15 protein-coding genes and 2 pseudogenes are annotated in these 21,329 nt (G+C 36.1%); 4 read left to right on the top strand and 13 right to left on the bottom strand.

Features of this window, described 5'->3' with window-relative positions:
• Positions 1-44 precede the first annotated feature (44 nt).
• Positions 45-1,448, top strand: coding sequence for an amino acid permease (locus tag FFM71_RS07830; RefSeq protein WP_137611618.1), 1,404 nt, complete (start codon positions 45-47; stop codon positions 1,446-1,448).
• Positions 1,449-1,552: 104 nt separating this feature from the next.
• Positions 1,553-2,056 (top strand): GtrA family protein, encoded by a 504-nt coding sequence (locus tag FFM71_RS07825; protein WP_137611617.1) that lies wholly within the window; start codon positions 1,553-1,555, stop codon positions 2,054-2,056.
• Positions 2,057-2,182: 126 nt separating this feature from the next.
• On the opposite strand, the gene FFM71_RS07820 is transcribed toward FFM71_RS07825, so the two are convergent.
• From FFM71_RS07820 to FFM71_RS07780, 9 genes and pseudogenes are all read right to left on the bottom strand, one after another.
• The gene (locus FFM71_RS07820; protein WP_137611616.1) at positions 2,183-4,108 is read right to left on the bottom strand and encodes a copper-translocating P-type ATPase; all 1,926 of its coding nucleotides are present in this window, start codon (positions 4,106-4,108) and stop codon (positions 2,183-2,185) included.
• Between the two features lie 14 nt (positions 4,109-4,122).
• Positions 4,123-4,494: pseudogene (locus FFM71_RS07815) on the bottom strand (cupredoxin domain-containing protein).
• 101 nt (positions 4,495-4,595) lie between these two features.
• Positions 4,596-5,231, bottom strand: a complete 636-nt coding sequence (locus FFM71_RS07810; protein ID WP_137611615.1) for a pentapeptide repeat-containing protein — start codon at positions 5,229-5,231, stop codon at positions 4,596-4,598.
• Positions 5,232-5,855: 624 nt separating this feature from the next.
• Positions 5,856-8,426 (bottom strand): glycoside hydrolase family 38 N-terminal domain-containing protein, encoded by a 2,571-nt coding sequence (locus FFM71_RS07805; protein ID WP_137611614.1) that lies wholly within the window; start codon positions 8,424-8,426, stop codon positions 5,856-5,858.
• Positions 8,426-9,547 (bottom strand): annotated as a pseudogene (locus tag FFM71_RS07800) (PTS fructose transporter subunit IIC). The gene FFM71_RS07805 and the pseudogene FFM71_RS07800 overlap by 1 nt, the downstream one beginning before the upstream one ends.
• A gap of 27 nt (positions 9,548-9,574) precedes the next feature.
• On the bottom strand, positions 9,575-9,895 hold the full coding sequence (locus tag FFM71_RS07795; protein ID WP_137611613.1) for a PTS fructose transporter subunit IIB: 321 nt from the start codon (positions 9,893-9,895) through the stop codon (positions 9,575-9,577).
• Positions 9,895-10,359: a PTS sugar transporter subunit IIA gene (locus FFM71_RS07790; protein ID WP_137611612.1), complete on the bottom strand. Its 465-nt coding sequence runs from the start codon at positions 10,357-10,359 to the stop codon at positions 9,895-9,897. The genes FFM71_RS07795 and FFM71_RS07790 overlap by 1 nt, the downstream gene beginning before the upstream one ends.
• A 2-nt stretch (positions 10,360-10,361) precedes the next feature.
• Complete coding sequence (locus FFM71_RS07785; RefSeq protein WP_137611611.1) at positions 10,362-12,278, bottom strand: BglG family transcription antiterminator; 1,917 nt, start codon at positions 12,276-12,278, stop codon at positions 10,362-10,364.
• Between the two features lie 733 nt (positions 12,279-13,011).
• On the bottom strand, positions 13,012-13,347 hold the full coding sequence (locus tag FFM71_RS07780) for an ASCH domain-containing protein (protein ID WP_137611610.1): 336 nt from the start codon (positions 13,345-13,347) through the stop codon (positions 13,012-13,014).
• Positions 13,348-13,781: 434 nt separating this feature from the next.
• Between FFM71_RS07780 and FFM71_RS07775 the strand changes: the two genes are divergently transcribed.
• Positions 13,782-15,560 (top strand): glycerophosphodiester phosphodiesterase, encoded by a 1,779-nt coding sequence (locus FFM71_RS07775; protein WP_137611609.1) that lies wholly within the window; start codon positions 13,782-13,784, stop codon positions 15,558-15,560.
• A 12-nt stretch (positions 15,561-15,572) separates the two neighbouring features.
• Here the strand turns inward: FFM71_RS07775 and FFM71_RS07770 are convergent, their stop codons facing one another.
• Positions 15,573-15,989 carry a winged helix-turn-helix transcriptional regulator gene (locus FFM71_RS07770; RefSeq protein ID WP_137611608.1) on the bottom strand — a complete coding sequence of 139 codons (417 nt, stop codon included), beginning with the start codon at positions 15,987-15,989 and terminating at the stop codon, positions 15,573-15,575.
• A gap of 725 nt (positions 15,990-16,714) precedes the next feature.
• Between FFM71_RS07770 and FFM71_RS07765 the strand changes: the two genes are divergently transcribed.
• Positions 16,715-17,890: an NADH-dependent flavin oxidoreductase gene (locus FFM71_RS07765; RefSeq protein WP_137611607.1), complete on the top strand. Its 1,176-nt coding sequence runs from the start codon at positions 16,715-16,717 to the stop codon at positions 17,888-17,890.
• 601 nt (positions 17,891-18,491) lie between these two features.
• Here FFM71_RS07765 and FFM71_RS07760 read toward each other — a convergent pair.
• The 3 genes from FFM71_RS07760 to FFM71_RS07750 are packed head-to-tail and all read right to left on the bottom strand — an operon-like array spanning position 18,492 to position 21,329.
• On the bottom strand, positions 18,492-19,484 hold the full coding sequence (locus FFM71_RS07760) for a sugar kinase (protein WP_137611606.1): 993 nt from the start codon (positions 19,482-19,484) through the stop codon (positions 18,492-18,494).
• Between the two features lie 10 nt (positions 19,485-19,494).
• Complete coding sequence (gene dagF, locus FFM71_RS07755; RefSeq protein ID WP_137611605.1) at positions 19,495-20,229, bottom strand: 2-dehydro-3-deoxy-phosphogluconate aldolase; 735 nt, start codon at positions 20,227-20,229, stop codon at positions 19,495-19,497.
• Between the two features lie 2 nt (positions 20,230-20,231).
• The gene (locus FFM71_RS07750) at positions 20,232-21,329 is read right to left on the bottom strand and encodes a DgaE family pyridoxal phosphate-dependent ammonia lyase (protein WP_137611604.1); all 1,098 of its coding nucleotides are present in this window, start codon (positions 21,327-21,329) and stop codon (positions 20,232-20,234) included.

Here is a 21,329-nt window from a genome sequence, read left to right as displayed (position 1 = left end):
TTTAATCTTATTCTAATGTATCTCATTATACAAGGTGCTCACCTATGGAAAATAATAACAATACTCACATCAAATTGAAACGAAATATGGAATCTCGTCACTTATTCATGATTTCTTTAGGAGGAGTCATTGGAACTGGTCTCTTCTTGAGCTCGGGTTATACAATTCATGAAGCGGGACCAATCGGAACCATTTTGGCCTATGGTATTGGAGCAATCGTCGTCTACCTAGTCATGCTCTGTCTAGGGGAATTGTCGGTAGCAATGCCTGAAACTGGTTCTTTTCACGTTTACGCTAATAAATATATTGGCCCCGGAACTGGATTTACAGTTGCCATCCTTTATTGGCTGACTTGGACTGTTGCGTTAGGTTCAGAATTTACAGCTTCCGGTTTAATAATGCAACAGTGGTTTCCCAATTCACCAACCTGGATCTGGAGTGCCTTGTTTATGGCTGTAATTTTTATCTCCAACGCCTTATCAGTTAAATTTTTCGCTGAAACTGAATTTTGGTTTTCAAGTATCAAAGTTATTGCTATTATTCTGTTCATTATCATTGGATTCTTAGCAATCTTTGGTGTCATTCATATCAAAGGTACTACCCAAGCTCCAATGTTTACTAATTTATTCAAAGATGGACTTTTTCCCAATGGCTTCAAAGCTGTATTTACTACTATGTTGACTGTTAACTTTGCCTTTTCCGGAACAGAACTGATTGGTGTAACTGCTGGAGAAACGAAAGATCCCAGCAAGAACATTCCCCGAGCTATTCACACGACTTTGTTACGATTAATTATCTTTTTCATCGGTAGTATCGTTGTCATGTCGGCGTTAATTCCTTGGCAAAAAGCTGGTGTCAATCAAAGCCCATTTGTACTCGTATTCAAAAGTATTGGCTTCCCATTTGCGGGTGACCTGATGAATTTCGTTGTGCTAACAGCTATCCTTTCAGCGGCTAATTCAGGACTCTATGCCTCAACTCGAATGCTGTGGTCACTTGCACACGAGGGCATGATTCCATTAAAATATGCCAAAACTAACTCCCGAGACGTTCCAATGACCGCCTTATGTTTGAGTATGATTGGTGGAGTTCTCGCTTTAGTATCAAGTGTAGTCGCCGCTTCAACCGTTTATTTGGTTCTTGTATCAATCTCCGGTTTAGCAGTTGTGATCGTCTGGATGGCAATTGCTTTATCAGAAATAAATTTCCGCAAGAGTTTTCTAAAATCTGGTCACACTTTAGATGAATTGAAATTCAAAACACCATGGTATCCATTCGTACCTTGGACAGCATTTATCATGAGCCTTTTATCCTGTGTTCTAATCGTATTTGACCCCAATCAACGTTCCGCCCTATTTTATATGATTCCATTTTTGATATTATGTTACGTAGTTTATTATGGAAAAGAATACCTCAAGAAACTTCGAACGAAATCTTCAAACGACTAAACTGCCTGTTTTATTCCAATTTTTCAATCACAAGATTTGTTCTGGGCCGAATAAAAAGGTTTAATATAAAGGTATAGGCACTAAAATTGGGAGAGATTGATATTATGAATAAGAAAACAGACGTTAACGAAGAAAGTCCACTAACGAAAGTTATTGACGACGTTTCAGAAGGTATTAATGACGCTGGGACTGTTTTTAATTCCGAAGAAACACCAGTAATTGAGGACAGTAATGGTAAGGAAGCAGTTCGTTACTTACTTTGGGGATTACTTTCAGTTGTCGTAAACTTTGGAACATTCTTTCTTTTGTATCACACAATGCATCTTAACTATCAATTCGCAAATATTGTGGCCTGGTTCTTAGGAGTACAAGTCGGATTCTGGGTTGACCGAATTATTGTTTTCCGTCATAAATCCAACACAGCATTTAGAGAAATGTTAGCTTTTTACGGTACTAGAGTTTTAACATTTTTAATCGAAACAGCAACACTTTGGGTCGGAATCTCCGTATTAAGCGCCAATGGAACCGGTTCAAAAATTGTGGGTCAGATTTTAGCGATTGTCGGTAATTATGTATTATCTAAGTTCTTTATATTCAAAAATAAATAGAGAGCGGAAGGAGTTGCCCTTGGGTAGCTCGTTTTAGAGCCATCTCACAATAAAATCTTAAGACGGCCCAACTTTAAAACTAGATTATAAAAAAAGGGACCTCCAAAATTCCGGAGGTCCCTTTTACTATGCAGTTTCAACATCACTAGAAATTTTAGCTTTATTCAAAAGCACTGAACTGGTTACAACTGACAAGGAACTGAATGCCATTGCAAATCCTGCTAATTCAGGACTCAACGTTAATCCAGCTGCGTAGAAAATACCTGCAGCAACCGGAATACCTAAGACATTGTAAATAAAAGCCCAAAACAAATTGAGTTTGATACGATTAAACGTCTTCTTACTCAATTCCAACGCTTTGGCAACATCACGGAGATCATTCTTCATCAAGACGATTCCACCGGATTCGATTGCAATATCAGTTCCTGAACCCATGGCAATTCCAACATCAGCAACAGTCAGTGCTGGAGCATCATTGATACCATCACCGACAAAAGCAACTTTTCCATTTCTTTGTAAAGCTTCAACATGGTCTGCTTTATCACTAGGCAAAACGTCAGCAATCACTTCATCAATGCCAACTTCTTCAGCAATTGCTTTCGCAACTCGTCTGTTATCACCGGTCAGCATGACCGTATTCAAACCACGAGATTTCAACATACCGATGGCCTCTTTGGAAGTTTCTTTAGCCGCATCTTGAATAGTAATCAAGCCAATGATTTCTTGGTTTATACCAACAAAAACAACTGTCTTGGCCTGATTTTGGAGAAGAATCATCTGTTCATTCAATTCTGAATCAAGTTTAATATCGTTTAATAATTTATCATTACCAACAAAAGCTTTTTGACCATCGATTGTTGCAAAAACCCCTTTACCTTCGATAGCTTGGAAATCTGTAACTGTTGCAACAGTAATCTTGTCAACTTCAGCTTTATCCAAAATTGCAGCAGCTAAAGGATGTTCAGATGATTCTTCCAAAGCTGCAGCAATTGCCAAAACCTGTTTCTTATCACCAACAATATCAGTTACTTCAGGCTTACCTTTAGTAATTGTTCCAGTCTTATCAAAGACAACCGTGTTAACATCACTAACTTCTTCAAGTACTTCGCCATTCTTGATCAAGATACCCATCTTAGCTCCACGGCCCGTTCCGACCATTAAAGCAGTTGGCGTTGCTAAGCCTAAGGCACATGGACAGGCGATAACCATCACTGATACAGCAAAAATCAAAGCTGTAGCTACAGTAGCACCAAGGAAAACGTACCAAACTACGAATGTCAAAATCGATAAACTTAAAACTACTGGAACAAATATTTCCGATACTTTATCGGTTAAATTTTGAATTGGAGCATGACTATTTTGGGCTTTTTTGACTAATTCAACAATTTGAGAAAGCATCGTATCTGAACCGACTTTTTCAGCTTTAAACATAAAAGTTCCATTACTGTTCATTGTCGAACCGATAACTTTATCACCGATGCTTTTGGAAACTGGCATACTTTCACCCGTCACCATTGATTCATCAACTGTCGAGCTTCCTTCAGTTATCTCACCATCAACCGCAATTTTTTGACCAGGTTTAACTCTGATAATATCCCCGGCTACAATTTCTGATAATGGTACCTGAACAATTTTGCCATCACGCATAACTTCAGCGTCCTTAGCTTGCAGATCCACCAATTTTTCAATTGCATTAGACGCATTATTACGCATCTTTTCCTCAAAAACTTGTCCTAGCAAGACAAATGTGACAACAAAAGCAGCACTTTCAAAGAACACTGCCTGATGAGTCAACATCGCATAAATACTGTAAACATACGCTGTTGCAGTACCAATTGCGACTAACGTATCCATATTTGAATGATGCTTTTTAAATGATGCCCAGGCACTCTGGATAAATGGACCGGCTGCGACCGCCATAACAATCGTTGTTAAAACAAATTGAATCCACTCACTACCTGGAATCATAATGCCAAAGGGCATCAGAATCATCCCAACTAACATCGGAATTGAAAAAATCAATGAGATCCAAAAGCGCTTTGTAATAGTCATACTAAATCCCCTCTCTATTCAACAATTACTTTTCCATGAAACATATCCATTCCACATGCCCATTGATAAGTGCCAGGCTTACTTGTGTCAATTTCAATCGATTATTGTTCGTTTTGTGGCAATTCCTTATTGATACCGAAATCTGAAAAAACAACTCGATCCAAACAGCTAGAAGCATCTTTTCTAGTAAAATTTAACGTAGCTGGCACGCCTTGTTTCAAAGTTATAACTTCAGGTGAGTAGCCACCTTTGACCTCAACATCAACACTTTGATTGTTATCAGCTACATCAGCTGTAGCACTTGCTACCTCATGCTTACCGAAAAACCACCACAGAATAAACCCAATCATTGCTAAACAGATAATTAAAATTATAATTCTTGCCATAATGTTACCCCCATTCCTCGTTTACAAATGTAATCTATGCTAAATATATTATCGTTAAAGTTTACATTTGTCAACTAGGATACCAAAAAAAAAGATATCCATCAGTAAGATACCTTAATTTCAAGAAAGTATTTAGCAAAAAAGGTTGCTTGTTCAGAATTAACCTTGAGCCCTTTGATTCCAAATTCTTCAATGTCAATCGTTTCAAAACGGCAACTGCTGAAGTCAATGCCTTTTAATTTGGTATTGAGAATCGTCATTTTATTTAAGTCACAATCGTCAAAAAAGATTTGTTTGAGTTTATTTTCGTTAAAACTCATATCTTTCATACTGGTTGATTCGAAACTCGTTTCCTTCAAGTTAGCTTCATTAATATTACTCAAATCCAACATACAATTTTTGAAAACGACATTATTAAAGTAGGATTTATCCAGATTAACGCCAATCATCTTACAGTTTTGAAATTCGACCCGATACAAACTAGCTTCTGTCAAAAAGCAATTCGAAAGATTGCAACCTTTAAAAATGACATCGGTTAGTTCAATTTTATCGAAATCACATTCACTAAAAGTAACGTGTTCAAAAATAGTCTGTTCAATAATTGGATGGCGAATAATTTGTTTTTCAACAAACTCCCCTTCCAATTTTTTGTTGCTCAGGAAGAAATCTTCTTCATTAAAGATATCGAAAAACGACGCTGGTTCCAGATATTCTTCGGTAATTTTTGGATGATCCATATTTCTTGCTACTTAGTTACTTGTCTATAAGGCATGATAACAGATATTTTAATTTAATAAATTAGAAGAAAACCACCGATTCAACGCTCGCTGTAATAAACGCGGTTGTTAAAAAAGGTGAAGTTGTTTGCTCAATTTACGTGTCGAACGTCTTTAATTAGATTTTCTAACTTAAAATTAATTATTAGATATCCGCATCTTGATATAACAGTGTTTATAGTTCATTTTACGTGCATCCTGATAATACCGTTACCTTAGCATATGACAAATGTCATTTCGAGTTGTGACGTTCTGTACTATATTATGAATATCATAATAAATTAAAATTATATTATTCCATAAATGAGGGAGGCCATAGATTATGACTTAATTAATAATGTGTTAAACATTTAGATAAAAGTTACGATAAAAAAAGAAATTCTACATGATGGAAAATTGTTAATTAAAATTAAATTACATAAAAAATGAGTTGTATCACACTTAAGAGAATTAGGTGAGCTGCAACTCATTTTGTTAGTTTTAATATTTAATGATTGACACAAATACTTTAAAAATAATTACTAAGATACTTCTGTAATAAAACTTAAGAAGGAACTAATATTCTGTTCAATCTTTTTTATAACATCAATAGTTAATTTTCAGACTAATCACGCTCATTGGTGCAATTGTAAAATCAAGATTTTCTTTATCCTCAAGTGCGTTAACAACTTCAACGTTTTTACCAAAATCATCTTTATTCAAAACAATTTTATTTTCTCCAACATTTTCTAGTCTAACAATAATGGCCGACTGATCTGTATATGAAGGATATATTGAACTAATTAAATAGTCTTTTGGTAAATTAAACAACTCTAACTCACGTATCTCAGATTTTTCAATTGTAGGGAATTGAATCTTATTATCTAAACGATTATGGAATAAATTCAATTCCTGTTCTTGATAAGAAGGTATCGACAAGTCGTCGCCATTCACTGCTTGTTGAATATTTAAGTGATCCATCTTCTTGGTAAATAATACGCTGAATTGCTCCGAGATAGACCCAAGCAACTCACCATCCGGAGTCTGAATCATTACATGACCCTGTTTAGTCGTATCACCAGATGCGCGACCAGGACGATAAACCAAATTTGGTTTACCAAGTTCATTAGTCGAAGTAAGAATTGTTAACCATAAAATATCATCTGATTGTTGATATTCAGAAATGTCTTTTGATATCGCCGTTACAGTTACATTCTCATTTGATAGAGAAACACTACTATCAAATGGATAAATATTCACTGGGGTTTCCGCCCAGTTATCATGTGGCACAATTTCATTATCACGTTCAATAAAACCAAATGGAACTGAAGCAATATTGGTCTTAGCATGAATACCAGTCCTCAACCCCACTCTAACTCGATGATTCAAGACTGTATTATCAAAATCAAATTGCATTCTTATTCGATTGTCATTTGGTAATAGAAACATTGTCAGTCTGTAAGTAACCTTTTCCATTTGTCCCTGATATGTATTTTCTACTTGGGACTTAGGCAATTCCTGCCCTCCAGTTAAGATCATCTTCGAAAAATCATGATGGACATCTGTTTCACAGTGATCAAATGGCAGCATAAATTTTTGACCATTTCTTAATGGAGAAAAATCATATGTATCCCCATCATTGGCAACATCTTCAATTAAAAGTACGTCCTTTAATATTTGATTTTGATAAGTTAAATCAACTTTACCATCCATAAAATTAATCGATAAAATATTATTTGAGATAGCATTTTCTGATTGTTGCATCTTTTCTGAACTATCATGAGAAATCACTTTAAAAACCTTGTATCCTAACGCCGGAAGCTCCACTTTTACTAAGGCCTTGGATATGTAGTATCCTGATTCTTTTATATAGTGATCTCCCGTCTCATCCTGCATTAGTACATTGTCACGGGGAACAACATACTCTTGAGAAATAATTTCTGTTACACAATTATCAATCTTAGGATCATTAGATTTTGTTAGTAACTCTACAGTCTTATAACCGTGGAAACGGTGCCCATCCGGATTGAATAGTAAAATTTCATCCTTGGTCAAATTAATTTTCTTTGCAATTAAATTTTCAACCATATTGACGATATCTTCAGCAATTTGAATACCCTCAGTTAAGCGATGCATAATATCCTGTTCGACTGGATCAGTAACACTTCCAGCCATACTATCATGAGCCTGACTTTCCAATAATTTTTTCCAAGATCTGATTAATAATTGCTGACTTATATCAAGACCTACAGATCGACCAATAACTAACATTGGTTCAGCCTTTTTAATTAATAGATTTTCCAACCGGCGAGATTTCAATTTAATATTCATTCGACTGGAGCTACTCGAACGGTGAACTCTGGCTAAAACTGGATCAATAAATTCGCCTATGTATTCGGGCAAATCATCTCTTTGTGAAACCTTATCAACAAAAGTTTGATAATCTGATATTTCATAATCATATTTACCGATTTTGTTAATATTCTTTATCTTTCTTTGAAAATCCTTAATGATATCCAGCTGATCATTACCAGATGGAATCAAAATGTCATTTCCTTTCTCGAATTTTTGAATGAATTCAATTGCAGTATCTAGTCGTTTATCAACGTACGCGTGATTATCCGATAGTAGCATTCCAGTCCCATAACCTTGTGGCATATTCACGGCCGTTACTTGATTTCCTTTACCTAAAGATTTCCAATTAAAGTAATAACCGCCAATTTTTTGAGGGTTAATTCCCCGCCAAAAAATAAAACTATGTAATCCTAATTCGTTCAAAATTACGGGTATTTGAGAATTAAATCCAAACGTATCTGGTAAATATCCAACGTGTAAATACTGACCATATTTTTTAGAATCAAATATTCCAATCATCCCATTACGTAGTAGTGATTCACCCTTTATATGTAGTGCATCCGGCTGTGTATACCATGGTCCGATAATCAGTTGACCATTATCAACCAACTTTTTAACCCGACCCAACATCTCCGGCCTAATTTTAATATAATCATCCAAAATGGAAATTTGTCCATCCAGCGTAAAACTTGTTCCAGGGTGATTTTCCAATTCAACAATTGCATCGGTAAATAATTTATCACTTAAAAAGATTGAATCTTCGGCTGAAAAATACCATTCACGGTCCCAATGAGTATGATTTACGATACTTATCTTTTTCATTAACTCTCCCACTCTTCTTCAGAGAAGTCTACGTCCTGACTTTCATCAATCGTAGCTGTTGTTGGAGCCTCTTCGACCTTAACGTTTCTTCTAACTAGCAATGTGGCTCCAGTTATAAATCCCGAACCAACTAAGATACCAAGAATATAAACTGGCCAATTATTAACTGCAAACCAACCATAAAAACCGCTAATAGGTGCTTTATTAACTGCGCCTAAACCAACAGCAATGGCACTACCTAATGCTGATCCGATAACATTAATAGGAATAATCTTTAATGGCGATTCAATAGCGAACGGAATGGCACCTTAAGAAACACCAATTAGTCCCATTACGAATGAAGCTTTACCAGCTTCGTTTAATTCTGGACTGAATTTCTTTTTATCAATCATTGTTGCAAGACCTAATCCTATTGGAGGGATAATAATAGCTACTTGAGCGGCTGTGTTAGGATCATAAACTCCACTAGTTAATAACGCCATGGCGGTTGTAACAGCAGCTTTATTAACAGGTCCACCTAAGTCAAATCCAACCATTCCGCCAACAATAGCGGCTAATAGAACCTTATTAACTCCAGTCATTGATTTCAACCAACTAGCTAATCCGGAATTCAAAGCGGCAAATGGCCCACCAACAACGTACTGTATCAGAATCAAGGTAATTAAAGAACCTAAAACAGGGACTAAGAAAACAGGAACAACTGAGTTCATTGCATCTGGTAAATGAATATGATCAAACATAAATTTTGATACATAACCAGCAATTAACCCTGATGCCAATGCACCCAAGAATCCAGCATTCATATTAGCAACCAAAACACCAGCTACCATACCTGGTGCAATACCACCTTTATCAGCAATTGAATAGGCGATAAATCCAGAAATAATCGGGAACATTAATCCTAGAGCTAGTCCACCCCAACCATCATCTGTATGTAAAAATTGGATAATAGCGTTTGAATTTGTTGCCCACTTTTCATCCCAAATGTTAGAAATACCAAATGCTGAAGCACCAATTCTAGAAATAGCCATTAGAACAGCACCTGCAATAACAACGGGAATCATGTACGAAATACCAGTCATAACGTGTTTCTCTAACTCTTTCCAAAACGACTTACTCATTTTAAATACCCCCTTAGTTTTAAAAAACTATTTTCCGTCTGCCAATGCCAACGCGTCATTAATAACTTTCTTAGCATCTTTAATAGGATCACTAACATTAATATCTAGAATCTTTTTGCCATCAAATCTTTCAGAATCACGTACTTTAGTATCAGTAGCAAAAATAACAACTTCCCCAATTTGGACATCTTTTTCATTCAAACGATTACCTATACCTGTGGCACCTTGTGTTTCCACTTTAATCAAAACATCCATTTCTTTGGCTGCTTTACGCAAAGCCTTTTCAGCCATATATGTATGAGCAATTCCTGTGGCACATGCTGTTACGGCAATTAGTTTTCTTTTCATTATTGTGTTATCTCCTTATTCTTAAAAATATTAATAATATCTTCCTTTGTTTTTGCAACCTTAAGAGCATCAATCACATCGTCGTCCATCAATCTTTGGGCTAACAATGATAAAACTCGCAAATGTTCTTTAGACTCTGACCCTTCAGGAATCGAAAGCATGAAGACCATGGAGACTTTTTTACCATCAAGTGCATCCCAATCAACTGGATGATTCAATTTAGCAAATGCTATGGATGAGGTTTTGACTACATCGGATTTTCCATGAGGAATAGCAATTCCACCACCGACTCCTGTGGTACCAGTCCTCTCACGCTCCATAACTGAATCAGTATACTTACCGATATCAGTAATGACTCCATCTTTCAAAAACATCTTTGCCATCTCGTGAATAACATTTTCTTTAGTATCTGCTTCAATATTGAAATTCATTTGATTCTTATTTAATAAATCTAAAATCTCCATCTTTATCTCCCCTTTAACAAGTCAGATATTTTTTCGCTACTATTACTTGAAATAATCTTCTTGATTAATCGACCATCACTTAAAATATCCCAAAATCGATCATAAATTGTATCTAACTGTGCCTGATCCATATTCTCCTTAAACGCAATGAAAAAAATCAAATTGACCTTCTGATTACCCCACACGACTGGTTCTTGCAGTTTTAAAACTCCAATTCGAGTTTTCTTAACATACCTAGGATTTGCATGTGGTGTTGAAATATTTTTGAATGATGTAAAAGAAAGGTTTTCTCTCTGAATTGCACTTTCAATGGAACCAGTTCTTAAAACTCCATTATTTTCTAATAATTTGCCTAACATCGAAATAGCATTTTCCCAGTTATCCACTTTATCAATCATGATGTTTTCACTGGAAATCAGACTGTTGAATAAAGAGTAATCACTCGTTTGAGATGTGTTGTCAGCTATAGCCATTTTAATTTTATTTTTCAACTCTTCAGTGGAAACCACTGGACTGACATAAATAATAGGTAAATTGTTTTCTGGAAGCTCAATTGTGCTGATAATCAAATCAATATCCTTAGAATCAAATTTCAAATACTCATCATAGGATAATATCTTCATAATTTTAACTCGAGAAAAATCGTTCTTAATTCTAGCTGCTAAGAGCTGTGACGTACCTAATCCTGTACTACAAACTATTGCTGCCTGAATGACATTATTATTAGTTCTTCTTCTTTCAAGATATGCTTCAAAATGTAATGCCAGATAAGCCGTTTCGTCATCATTAATTTTTGTATTGTATTCTCGTTCATATAATTTCTTTAAATTAATTGCCGCTTCAAAAGCGTAGCTGTATTTCTGAATAATTGAATCTTTGTAAGGATTGGTAATTGATACTCCCAGTTTCCACCGATTTAGTGATGAATTAATATGCAGTAATAATCCTTCATAAAGTTGATCATCGTAACCAAAATCATTCAAATAATTTTGCAGTAAATCATTCGTATTTAATTTTGTAGATATATTGTTTGTTCTCTTTTTTCCAGCTGCCACCAGATGTAATTGAATATAATATATTTCTTGTTTAGGGAATTTAATATTTAATGCATTTTCTAATTCTTTAGCCAAGATTTTAGATTCTGTTAAATATGTTGTTGAGGATCCCCAATGTTCATTCTTAACAAATTTGCCTAGTTTAATTCTTTCAACAGCAATCAATAAGTGAACCAACAGAGACTGATACTCATAGTCATTAAGTACCATATTCTGATTTTTGGTAAAATTATTTAATATACCATCAACTGACGTTATAAGATTCTTGGGAATAGATAGTTTATTATCATTAACAATTTTTAGATTTCGTTCATTAATAGTAGGAACTACATTAAATATTTGCCTAGATACTACTTGTGTTAAAATTTTGCGTCTACTATCTTCATCAATATCCAGTTTTATACCTTTACCTGATGTCCTTTGAAGAGTTAATCCGATTGATTCCAAACGTAATTCAATATCATCAATATCTTCTAAGATCACTTGTCGATTAACGTAATACTTATCAGATAATTCTTGAACTGTAATAAATCCATCTGAATTAAGCAATTGACTAAAGACTAGTTCTCTCCTTGTTCTATTATCCAAATAATCATCGTTCTTTTTAAATTCAATTCCTGTTAGTATCCTTAATAAATCACTATCACTACCTTTTATATAAATTCCAATACGTGGTTTTTTAATCAAATCAACATTAAATTTACTAACATAGTTTTGAATAATAGATACATCGCTATAAATTGTCTTCGTTGAAACTTTTACTTTTTCAGATAATTCTTTGGCACTCAGAGGTAAATAGTCAGGTTCTCTTTTATTTTCAACTAGTATTAAAATCAATTGAATCTGTCTTTTGTTTAGGTTCATGTATTTGCCTCCAATTACAATATAGCATTGCTGTAAACGGTTCCATATATAATTACTTTCCACATTAATGTGGAAGTATTCAACTTATTACTAAAGAAAATAAAAAAATAATCCTTCATTTTGAAGGTTCTGTTCAAAATGAAGTTAAAAGTTGTCCGTCAGCATAATTTCTTATGACTTAAAATTTTTAATCAAAGTCAATTACAGAAAAATGAGTTGTATCACACTTAAGAGAATAATTAGGTGAGATACAACTCTGTTTTGTTAGTTTTAATATTTAATGATTGATGCAACAACCTTAAAAATAATTATTGAAATACTTCTATGGCCAAATTTAAAAAAGAACCTTTTTTGAATGTTTGTCATTTAAATAACGCATTGTGCTAGTTAAGTATTATTAACTGAAGGTTGAAAGACGAAAAGGTTATATAAACAGTGCTGTGACAGGCCTAAATTCAATTTATTTACCAATGTATTTAAACAGCAAAAGATCACAATTGGAAATTCTTATTATTAAAAAACTAGTTGGAAGAGCTGAAAGTATTCATTTGCAGCGAAAGTGGCGTTAGGACTTTAGTCCTTACACCACCGGGCGTGTTGGAGACTTACCGGTTCTTGGTGAGGCTTCAACCGAGATTCGAGACCGCTTTTTGGCTCGAATCGTTCCGCGCAGCATATGAATACTTTCAGCTCTGGAAACGGCATAATGCATCAAACTTTCAACCTTTAGTTATTAAATCAATTCAAGCTTAATCGCCAATGCACCATACTGCTTCTCCATTTGGCGTGAATAAATTTTCTGATTCTCACAATCAAGCTCAGAAATTGGCTCCTGTTCTGGACTACCAATGATAGTGCCCGAATACTTTTGAAATAACTCCTTAAAGGTCGAAAAGCATTCCAATCTCAAAACCTTAGTCTCAATCATTTCGTCAGTTGTTAAATCACTGAAACGGATAATATTGCCAATTTTTAACTGCGACCGTTTTTCGTCATTCAAACGGATTTCAATTGTTTTTGTACCATTCTTAATCGCCATAAATGGCTGATGATTCAGATGCATTTCCATAAATATTCTACTCGATTCTATTAAATTAACTTTTAGATACCTATTTATATCTTCCTAAATCCCTATAATTATGTATTATAGAGCTAAAGGTTGAAAGGTGAAAAATTAATATAACCATTGTTGTTCCAGAACTAGAGCTAATTTATTTAAATAATTTGAAGTCTTAGTTTTATTGTTCCTGCCAAAAAAATAAACTAGTTGGAAGAGCTGAGAGTATTCATTTGCAGTGAAAGTGGCGTTATTGCTTCAGCAATTACACCACCGGGCGTGTTGAAGACTCGCGGGGTTTGCGAGGCTTCAACCGAGGAACGAGTTCGCTTTCTGGCTCGGGCCGTTCCGCGCAGCAATTGAATACTCTCAGCTCTGGAAACGGCATACTTAATTAAACCGACCTTTAGCTATTTAACTTATTTAATTAGAACAGAGGGATTTTTATGGGGGCTTTAAGCGAATTACGATATCAAAATCGTAACTTCTGGAAATATTTCTGGAAATACGGTCAAATCATTATTTTGATTCAATTATCTATTAATTTTGTCTTTGTACCACTTTTAAACTACATGGCGAATGGCATTAATTATCTGGGTAACGTTAATTACATTTCTTACAGCAATATCATTACACTAATTACAGGCAAACCGTTGGTGGTAATCGGTTTAATAATCGTATTACTAATTTTATTACTGCTAGTTTTTGCCCAATTCACGTTAATGCTGGTCAGTTTTCAAGCTATCAAATCAAACGCCAGTTTAAGTTGGTGGGACTACCTCAAGAGTGTCAGTAAAAATCTCTTCGGTTTACCATTCAAGGCTTTTGGATTCTTTCTATTATATTTTCTGATCATTACACCGTTTGGCAGCCTCGGAATGTCATCAAGCCTTTTGAGTAAGGTAAAAGTTCCACAATTTATTCTTGATTGGTTATTTCAAGAACATTTAACATATGGAATTATTCTAATAATTTTCTATCTTATTATTTTTTACATTGGTGTTCGCTGGCTTTTCGTCTTGCCACTGATGATTTTCGAAAATAAGGATATCAAAGACGCTATTAAACGCAGTTGGAATATGACCCGAAGTAAAGTTTTTTATTATTTAAGAATCTTTCTAAGCTTAATTATTATTGTGACTCTTTTTGTTATGGTAACTAATGGTTTCTTTTTAGGACTACAAGCAATTGTCGACAATGTATCATTCTTAAAAGTCGTTTCATTGCCCATGGCCATCATTAATATGACCATTATTCAATTGCTAAATTACGCCGTTGATTTATATGTCTCTGCGATGTCAGTGCTGATTTTACTAAGTCACACGCATACACATTACTTTTATCCACGAAAAAATCATCGCAGTCACAAATGGTTCTGGGGTATTTTAGGAACCGTTGTCGTCTTTTCATTCATCGCATATGACACGTATTACTTCAATGACATGCTATTAACGCCACCACTAACAATTTCTCATCGCGGCGTTGACAATGGTAACGGCGTTCAAAATACCGTTGAATCACTTGAGGCTACAGCCAAAGAAAAACCTGATTATATTGAAATGGATATTCAAGAAACCAAAGATCATCAATTTGTAGTTTTCCACGACAATACGTTAAAAGGACTGGCTGGTATCAATAAACGACCTAGTCAAATGACTTTAGCCGAACTAAAGGAAACCCAAATTCATGAAAATGGTAAAACTACAAATATTGCCAGTTTTGACGACTATCTTGCTACCTCGACACGACTCCACCAAAAGTTATTGGTTGAATTAAAATCTGTTCCTGGTAATCAGAAAGATTTTGTCAAACTATTCACCAAAAAATATCAAAAACAATTACTCAAAAATAAAGATATGGTTCATTCATTGAGTTATAGCTATATTGAAGAAACTAAAGATTTGATGCCCAAAGTCACCACCAGTTACATCCTCCCATTTAATCTCTTCGGAGTACCATTTACCAATGCCAATGCCTTCACGATGGAATATACTACTTTAAACGAAGCCTTCATCGACAATGCTCACTTACAACAGAAGAAAGTCTTTGCTTGGACGGCCAATGATACAGAATCAATGGACCGCATGATTTTTATCGGTGCTGACGGCATTATTACAGATAATTTGAGTGAATTACAGACTGAGAACAACAATCTATTCAACGATACTACCTACACCAAACGTATGGCAGCTTATATTTCTCAAATGCAAGATCCATTCGAATAATGGAAAAGGACGCTATTCAGCAATTTGCCGATCAACGTCCTTTTTTGGTGTCTTAATTTTTTGATAGCCACGATAGTTATCACTAGAAAACGAAATGTTTTGTCCATCAGCATTTAATTCATCTGCATGATGTTCTCCCCAAACTGACATATCAATCAAAACTTTACGCAGGGATTTACCCTCATCCGTCAAAGAATATTCAACGTGTAATGGTAATCCCGGATAATTAATTCTTTGAACAATTTTGTTACTGATCAATTCATTTAATTGTTGTGTCAAAACCTTTTGACTAATATCAGGAATTTCCCTTAAAAGTTCGCCATTACGCATTGACTGACCACCAAGATGACATAGAATCAACGATTTCCACTTTCCATTAATAACTGAGAGTGTTAAATCAATACTCATATGGTAATTTTTTCCTTCCATTACGAAACCTCTTTTGACGTTACTCGAAAACGATATTTTATAGTTACCTGAAGGTTGAAAGTTTAATTAAGTATGCCGTTTCCAGAGCTGAGAGTATTCAATTGCTGCGCGGAACGGACCGAGCCAAAAAACGGTCTCAAACCTCGGTTGAAGCCTCGCAAAACCCGCGAGCCTTCAACACGCCCGGTGGTGTAATTGCTAAAGCAATAACGCCACTTTCGCTGCAAATAAATACTCTCAGCTCTTCCAACTAATTTTTTTATGACAGGAACAATAAAATGAAGACTTTTTATTTGTTTAAATCAATTAGCTTCATGCCTGTAACAACAATGGTTGTATTAGGTTTTCACCTTTCAACCTTTAGTTAAACAATCAACAATTTTCATTTCACTGTTTCTAACATTTAAAAATAAATTAGTCGGAAGAGCTGGGAAATATTTGTGTGCCGTGGAAGTGGAATAAGGACGGGAGGTTCTCCCGTCCTTATTCCACCGGGCGTGTTTGGAGACTTGACGAACTCTGTCAAGGCTTCAAACCGAGATTCGAGACCGCTTCTCAGGCTCGAATCGGTCCGCACAGCTAGTGAATATTTCCCAGCTCTGTAGACGGCATACTTACCTAAACTTTAAACCTTTAGATAGTTACTAAATAGTGCGTACTATGATTTTAGCACAGAACTTATTACAATGATTCCATTGAAACTTTTAGAAATGAGGTGTAGTTTTATGACTGAAAAATATAATTTCTTAAAACCTTATACTTTTAAGAATGGTGTTACGATCAAAAACCGGATTGTCATCCCACCAATGACTGAGGCCGCAGCCTTAGAAAACGGAGCAGTCTCACAAGATGAATTACGTTATTTCAATATTCATACTGGTGGCGTTGGTATGTTCATCATTCCCACTATGAACGTATCTGACAATGGCAAAGGCTTTGAAGGTGAACCTTCCGTTGCTGATGATAAATTCATGCCCGGTTTAAAGAAATTGGCTAACACTGTCAAACAAAACGGCACCAAGGCTATTTTGCAAATTTTCCATGCTGGGAGAATGTCTAATTCTAAAATTTTACGTGGTGTCCAACCTGTTTCGGCTAGTGCTGTAGCCGCGTTACGTCCTAATGCTGAAACTCCTTGTGAATTGACTGAATCCGAAATCGAACAAATTATTGAAGACTTCGGTCAAGCAACTCGTCGTGCTATTCAAGCTGGTTTTGACGGAATCGAATTGCACGGTGCCAATACATATTTAATGCAGCAATTTTTCTCACCCCACTCAAATCGTCGTTCTGACAAATGGGGCGGCAGTCTTGAAAATCGCATGCGTTTCCCTCTTGAAGTCATTAAGAGAGTTCACGCAGTAGTTGAGAAATACGCTGATGACAAATTTATCGTTGGGTACCGCATTTCCCCTGAGGAAATTGAGGAACCTGGTATCAGATTGGATGATACTTTGAAATTTATCGACGTTTTGGCTGACCAACCAATCAATTACCTACATGTATCAATGGGCTATTCTTGGAGAACTTCATTGAATGACAAGTCCGATGCCGAACCAATTATCCTCAAGGTTAAAAAAGTCGTAAATAACCGTTTACCATTGATTTCAGTTGGTTCAATTGAAAAACCTACTGATGTCGAAAAAATTATCGATGCCGGTATCGACTTTGCTGCAATCGGTCGTGAGTCAATTCGTGAACCTAAGTGGGTACAAAAAGTTGAACTCGGACAAGAGAATTCGATTAAATATCAAATGTCTTTAACAGAACTCGATGAACTAGGTGTTAATTCAGCCTTCTTCGACTTCTTATCTGCAATGAATGCTGACTTACACTTAGTCGGTTCAGATCAGCCTAAGGATGATTTTGCTGAAAATCTTGGTGTAGTTGAAGGTAACTAAAAATTAAATATGCCGTCTCCAGAGCTGGGAAATATTCACTAGCTGTGCGGAACGGTTCGAGCCTGGGAAGCGGTCTCAAGCCTCGGTTTGAAGCCTTGACATAGTTCCGTCAAGTCTCCAAACACTTCCACGGCACACAAATATTTCCCAGCTCTTCCGACTAATTAATCGTTATTATTTGAATGTGAAAATATTCAATTGCTTTTATATCTGGAATATTTTAAATTCTAAAATACAATTGATGAGAATATTTGTAATTAATTATCGAATAGCACCATACGTATTAAACATTAAAATTAACAAAAAAGAGTTGTATCACACTTAATGGATTAGCCTTAAATAACTAAGTGTGATACAACTCTTTTTATGTAATCTTCCTATAATCAGAAATCATTCTGTCTAATAAAACAGACAAACTAGTCGGAAGGGTTGAGAATATTTACCCGCTGTGGGTGTGGCGTTACGGCTTGAGCCGTTACACCACCGGGCGTGTTTGGAGACTTTCCGGTCTATGGAAAGTCTCCAAACCGAGATTCGAGACCGCTTCTCAGGCTCGAATCGGTCCGCATAGCAGGTGAATATTCTCAACCCTGGAGACGGCCTACCTAATTAAATCATTTTTACCTTCAGTATCAACATAATGGAAAACATCTGCTTTACTAAAGATTGGAGAATCGTTCATTGAGGCCTGCGCCAAAATCGAATTGGCAATCGCAAATTCCAAAATATCAGTGAACTCCCAATTTTCAATCAATCCGGCCAGAACCCCACTTGCAAAGGCATCACCACTTCCGATTCGATCCAATATGTTCAATTCTTTGGCAGCTGAACGATAGATCGTATCATGGTGAAATAGAAATCCTTCAAAATATTTTTTACCATCTTGAAAACTACGTTTACTGCCAGCAAAAAAGTTGATTGAATAATCATGACAGAATTCTTGGTAAAGTTTTGACTCATCTTTAATTTGATAATCCAATAGATCGGTCAAATCCCGTTGGCTTCCAAAAACAATATCAACGAATGGTAAGATTTTTTGATAACGTTTCTTCATTGTTTCATGACTGATTTCTTCATTAAGACTCATCCGATAATTGAAATCAAAACAGACTGTCTTATGACGTTCATGGGCAACTTGCGCCAATTTTAAAGCTGCGTTTCGTGTTTGACGATTCAAACTCAAAGCTATGCCACAAATATGGACAATTTCCACACCTACCAAGGCTTTCTCAAAATCATAATCGTCGGCATCCATCATACAAAAAGAACTCGACAGGCGATCCTGATAAGTCACGCGTTGTGGCCTAGCCCCTTGTCCTAATTCCACAAAGAAACTGCCCAAATTCTTGCCTTTATAAATAATATTATGATCAGAAATACCCAATTTACGTATGTCCGCGGCTGCCTTTTTGCCTATGGGATTGTCCGGCAATACTGTCATTAATGAAGTCTTGTAACCAAAATGGGCCAAGCTACTTAAAAGATTAACGCCAGTCCCGACAGTCGACATAGTCAACTGATCACTTTGTTCCAGCATCATCTTCTCGGCAACAGTGAACCGCAACATAACCTCACCAAAAGCTAAAATATTCATACACTAACCCCTAAAACTTCTTGATGATCTCGTATAATTTTGCGACGTCCTCTGGTCTAGTATCGCCAGTTTCTTTATCAATAATTGAACTGTATACGTGTGGAATAATCCGCTTAACCCCAGCATTAACTGCAATTTTTACGATTGTTTCGAAGTTTTCCAAGTCGATTCCACCCGTTGGTTCGAGATCGAAATCATTGGCCGCACAAGCACGAGCTACTTCTTTAAATTCTGCTTCATGAGCCAATCCCTTCATTGGGAAAAATTTAATTGACGAACCACCCATATCTTTTAACATAGCAATAGCAGTTTCAATTGAAACTTCCGTTGGAACTGTTTGACTGCTCAAAGGACCAGTAGCCAAGTTGACGAATCCTACTTTACCCGTTGGCGAAACTAGTCCATTAATAATGGTTTCGTTTTGACCCAAAGCTTCTCTAGTAGCCCCAACGCCTGTGAAAACTTGGTTAACATGTTGTGGTTGAATCGCTTTGGAAACTCGAACAACCATCCCACTCTGCTTTGGATCACCAGCACCCAAACCAACTGAAACTGCATTGTCGATTTCTGCTTGATACAATTTCATATCAGCGATTGCGTCTTCATCACTGGGATAATTTTTAGTTAAAACGCCGAGCACCACGTGACCTTCAGCGGCTTCATAACAATCTTTGGCATTTTGAACTGAATTAGCTAGTACGTTCAAACAAATTCCATTTGCTAAATAATTAGGTAGTAAATTCATCTTTATTTTCCTCCAACGATTTTCTTTAAACTGGATACAATCTGATACATTTCAACATCATCAACCGCTCTAATATCGAACTCGATAATGCCTTCATTGACCCGATATTCCCGGGCATAAATCGCTATATCGCCGTTACGCAACTGTTCACAAATTTCCTTAGCAGACAAATCTCCAGTTGGGGTTACCTCGGCACGATAAATCTGGCGTCCGGCAGCATCTTGAACAATTCTGACTTTTAGACCTGATACTTCTGATAAATTCTCAACAAACGGTGACAATCTAGACTTCATTGACTCCCCGGACTCAGAACCATCTTTTAAATATTTAGTGATTGCGGTCGTTAAACCAATAATGTTTTCCTTACCGATTTTCATTGCCCGTCCGATGCCAGCGCCCTGCATACGAGCCCAACGAATATATTTTTCTTTACCAAAGATAACTCCGGAAGCTGGGCCTTCGATTGCTTTAGCACCACTGTAAATTACTACATCAGCACCTAATTTAAGATATTTCAACAAATCCTCTTCGGCTGCCGCATCCAAAATTAGTGGCAATTCATGGTGATGGGCTACTTCAATAGCTTCTGGAATTGTCAACATACTCTTTTGAACCGTGTGATGGCTCTTGATATAGAGAATTGCTGCTGTTTGTTCTGTTATCTGCATTTCCAAATGTTCAGACGTACACATATTGGCGTATCCCGCGGGAACCATTTTGGCGCCGGCAACACCAAGCATCACATCTACTGGAGTACCATAGTCAACATCGTGACCCATTGGTAAAATCACTTCACGTTTTGAAATCCGATCAGTATATGGGTGGTAAACGTGATAACGACTGCCTTGACCAATAATTCCCGCAATTGTTTCTGCGATGCCTGCTGAAGCCGAATTAACTACTAGTGCATCTTCACTACCGACTAATTTAGCTAGATACTTACCCGTTTGAATAAGTAGATCACCCATTTCAAAGAAATTTTGGGCACCTTGTTTTTGGGCCTCGACCACTTCATCTGACACTTTAGAAACACCGAGAATGGTCATTTTTCCATCAGCGTTGATGACATGCTTCAAGTTATATTTTTTATAGATATCCAT

Origin of the sequence: Companilactobacillus huachuanensis, assembly GCF_005404815.1 — a bacterium.
Taxonomy (GTDB): Bacteria; Bacillota; Bacilli; order Lactobacillales; family Lactobacillaceae; genus Companilactobacillus; species Companilactobacillus huachuanensis.
Note: the sequence above shows the minus strand (reverse complement) of the source record. Positions and strands in the feature narration are given on the sequence as shown.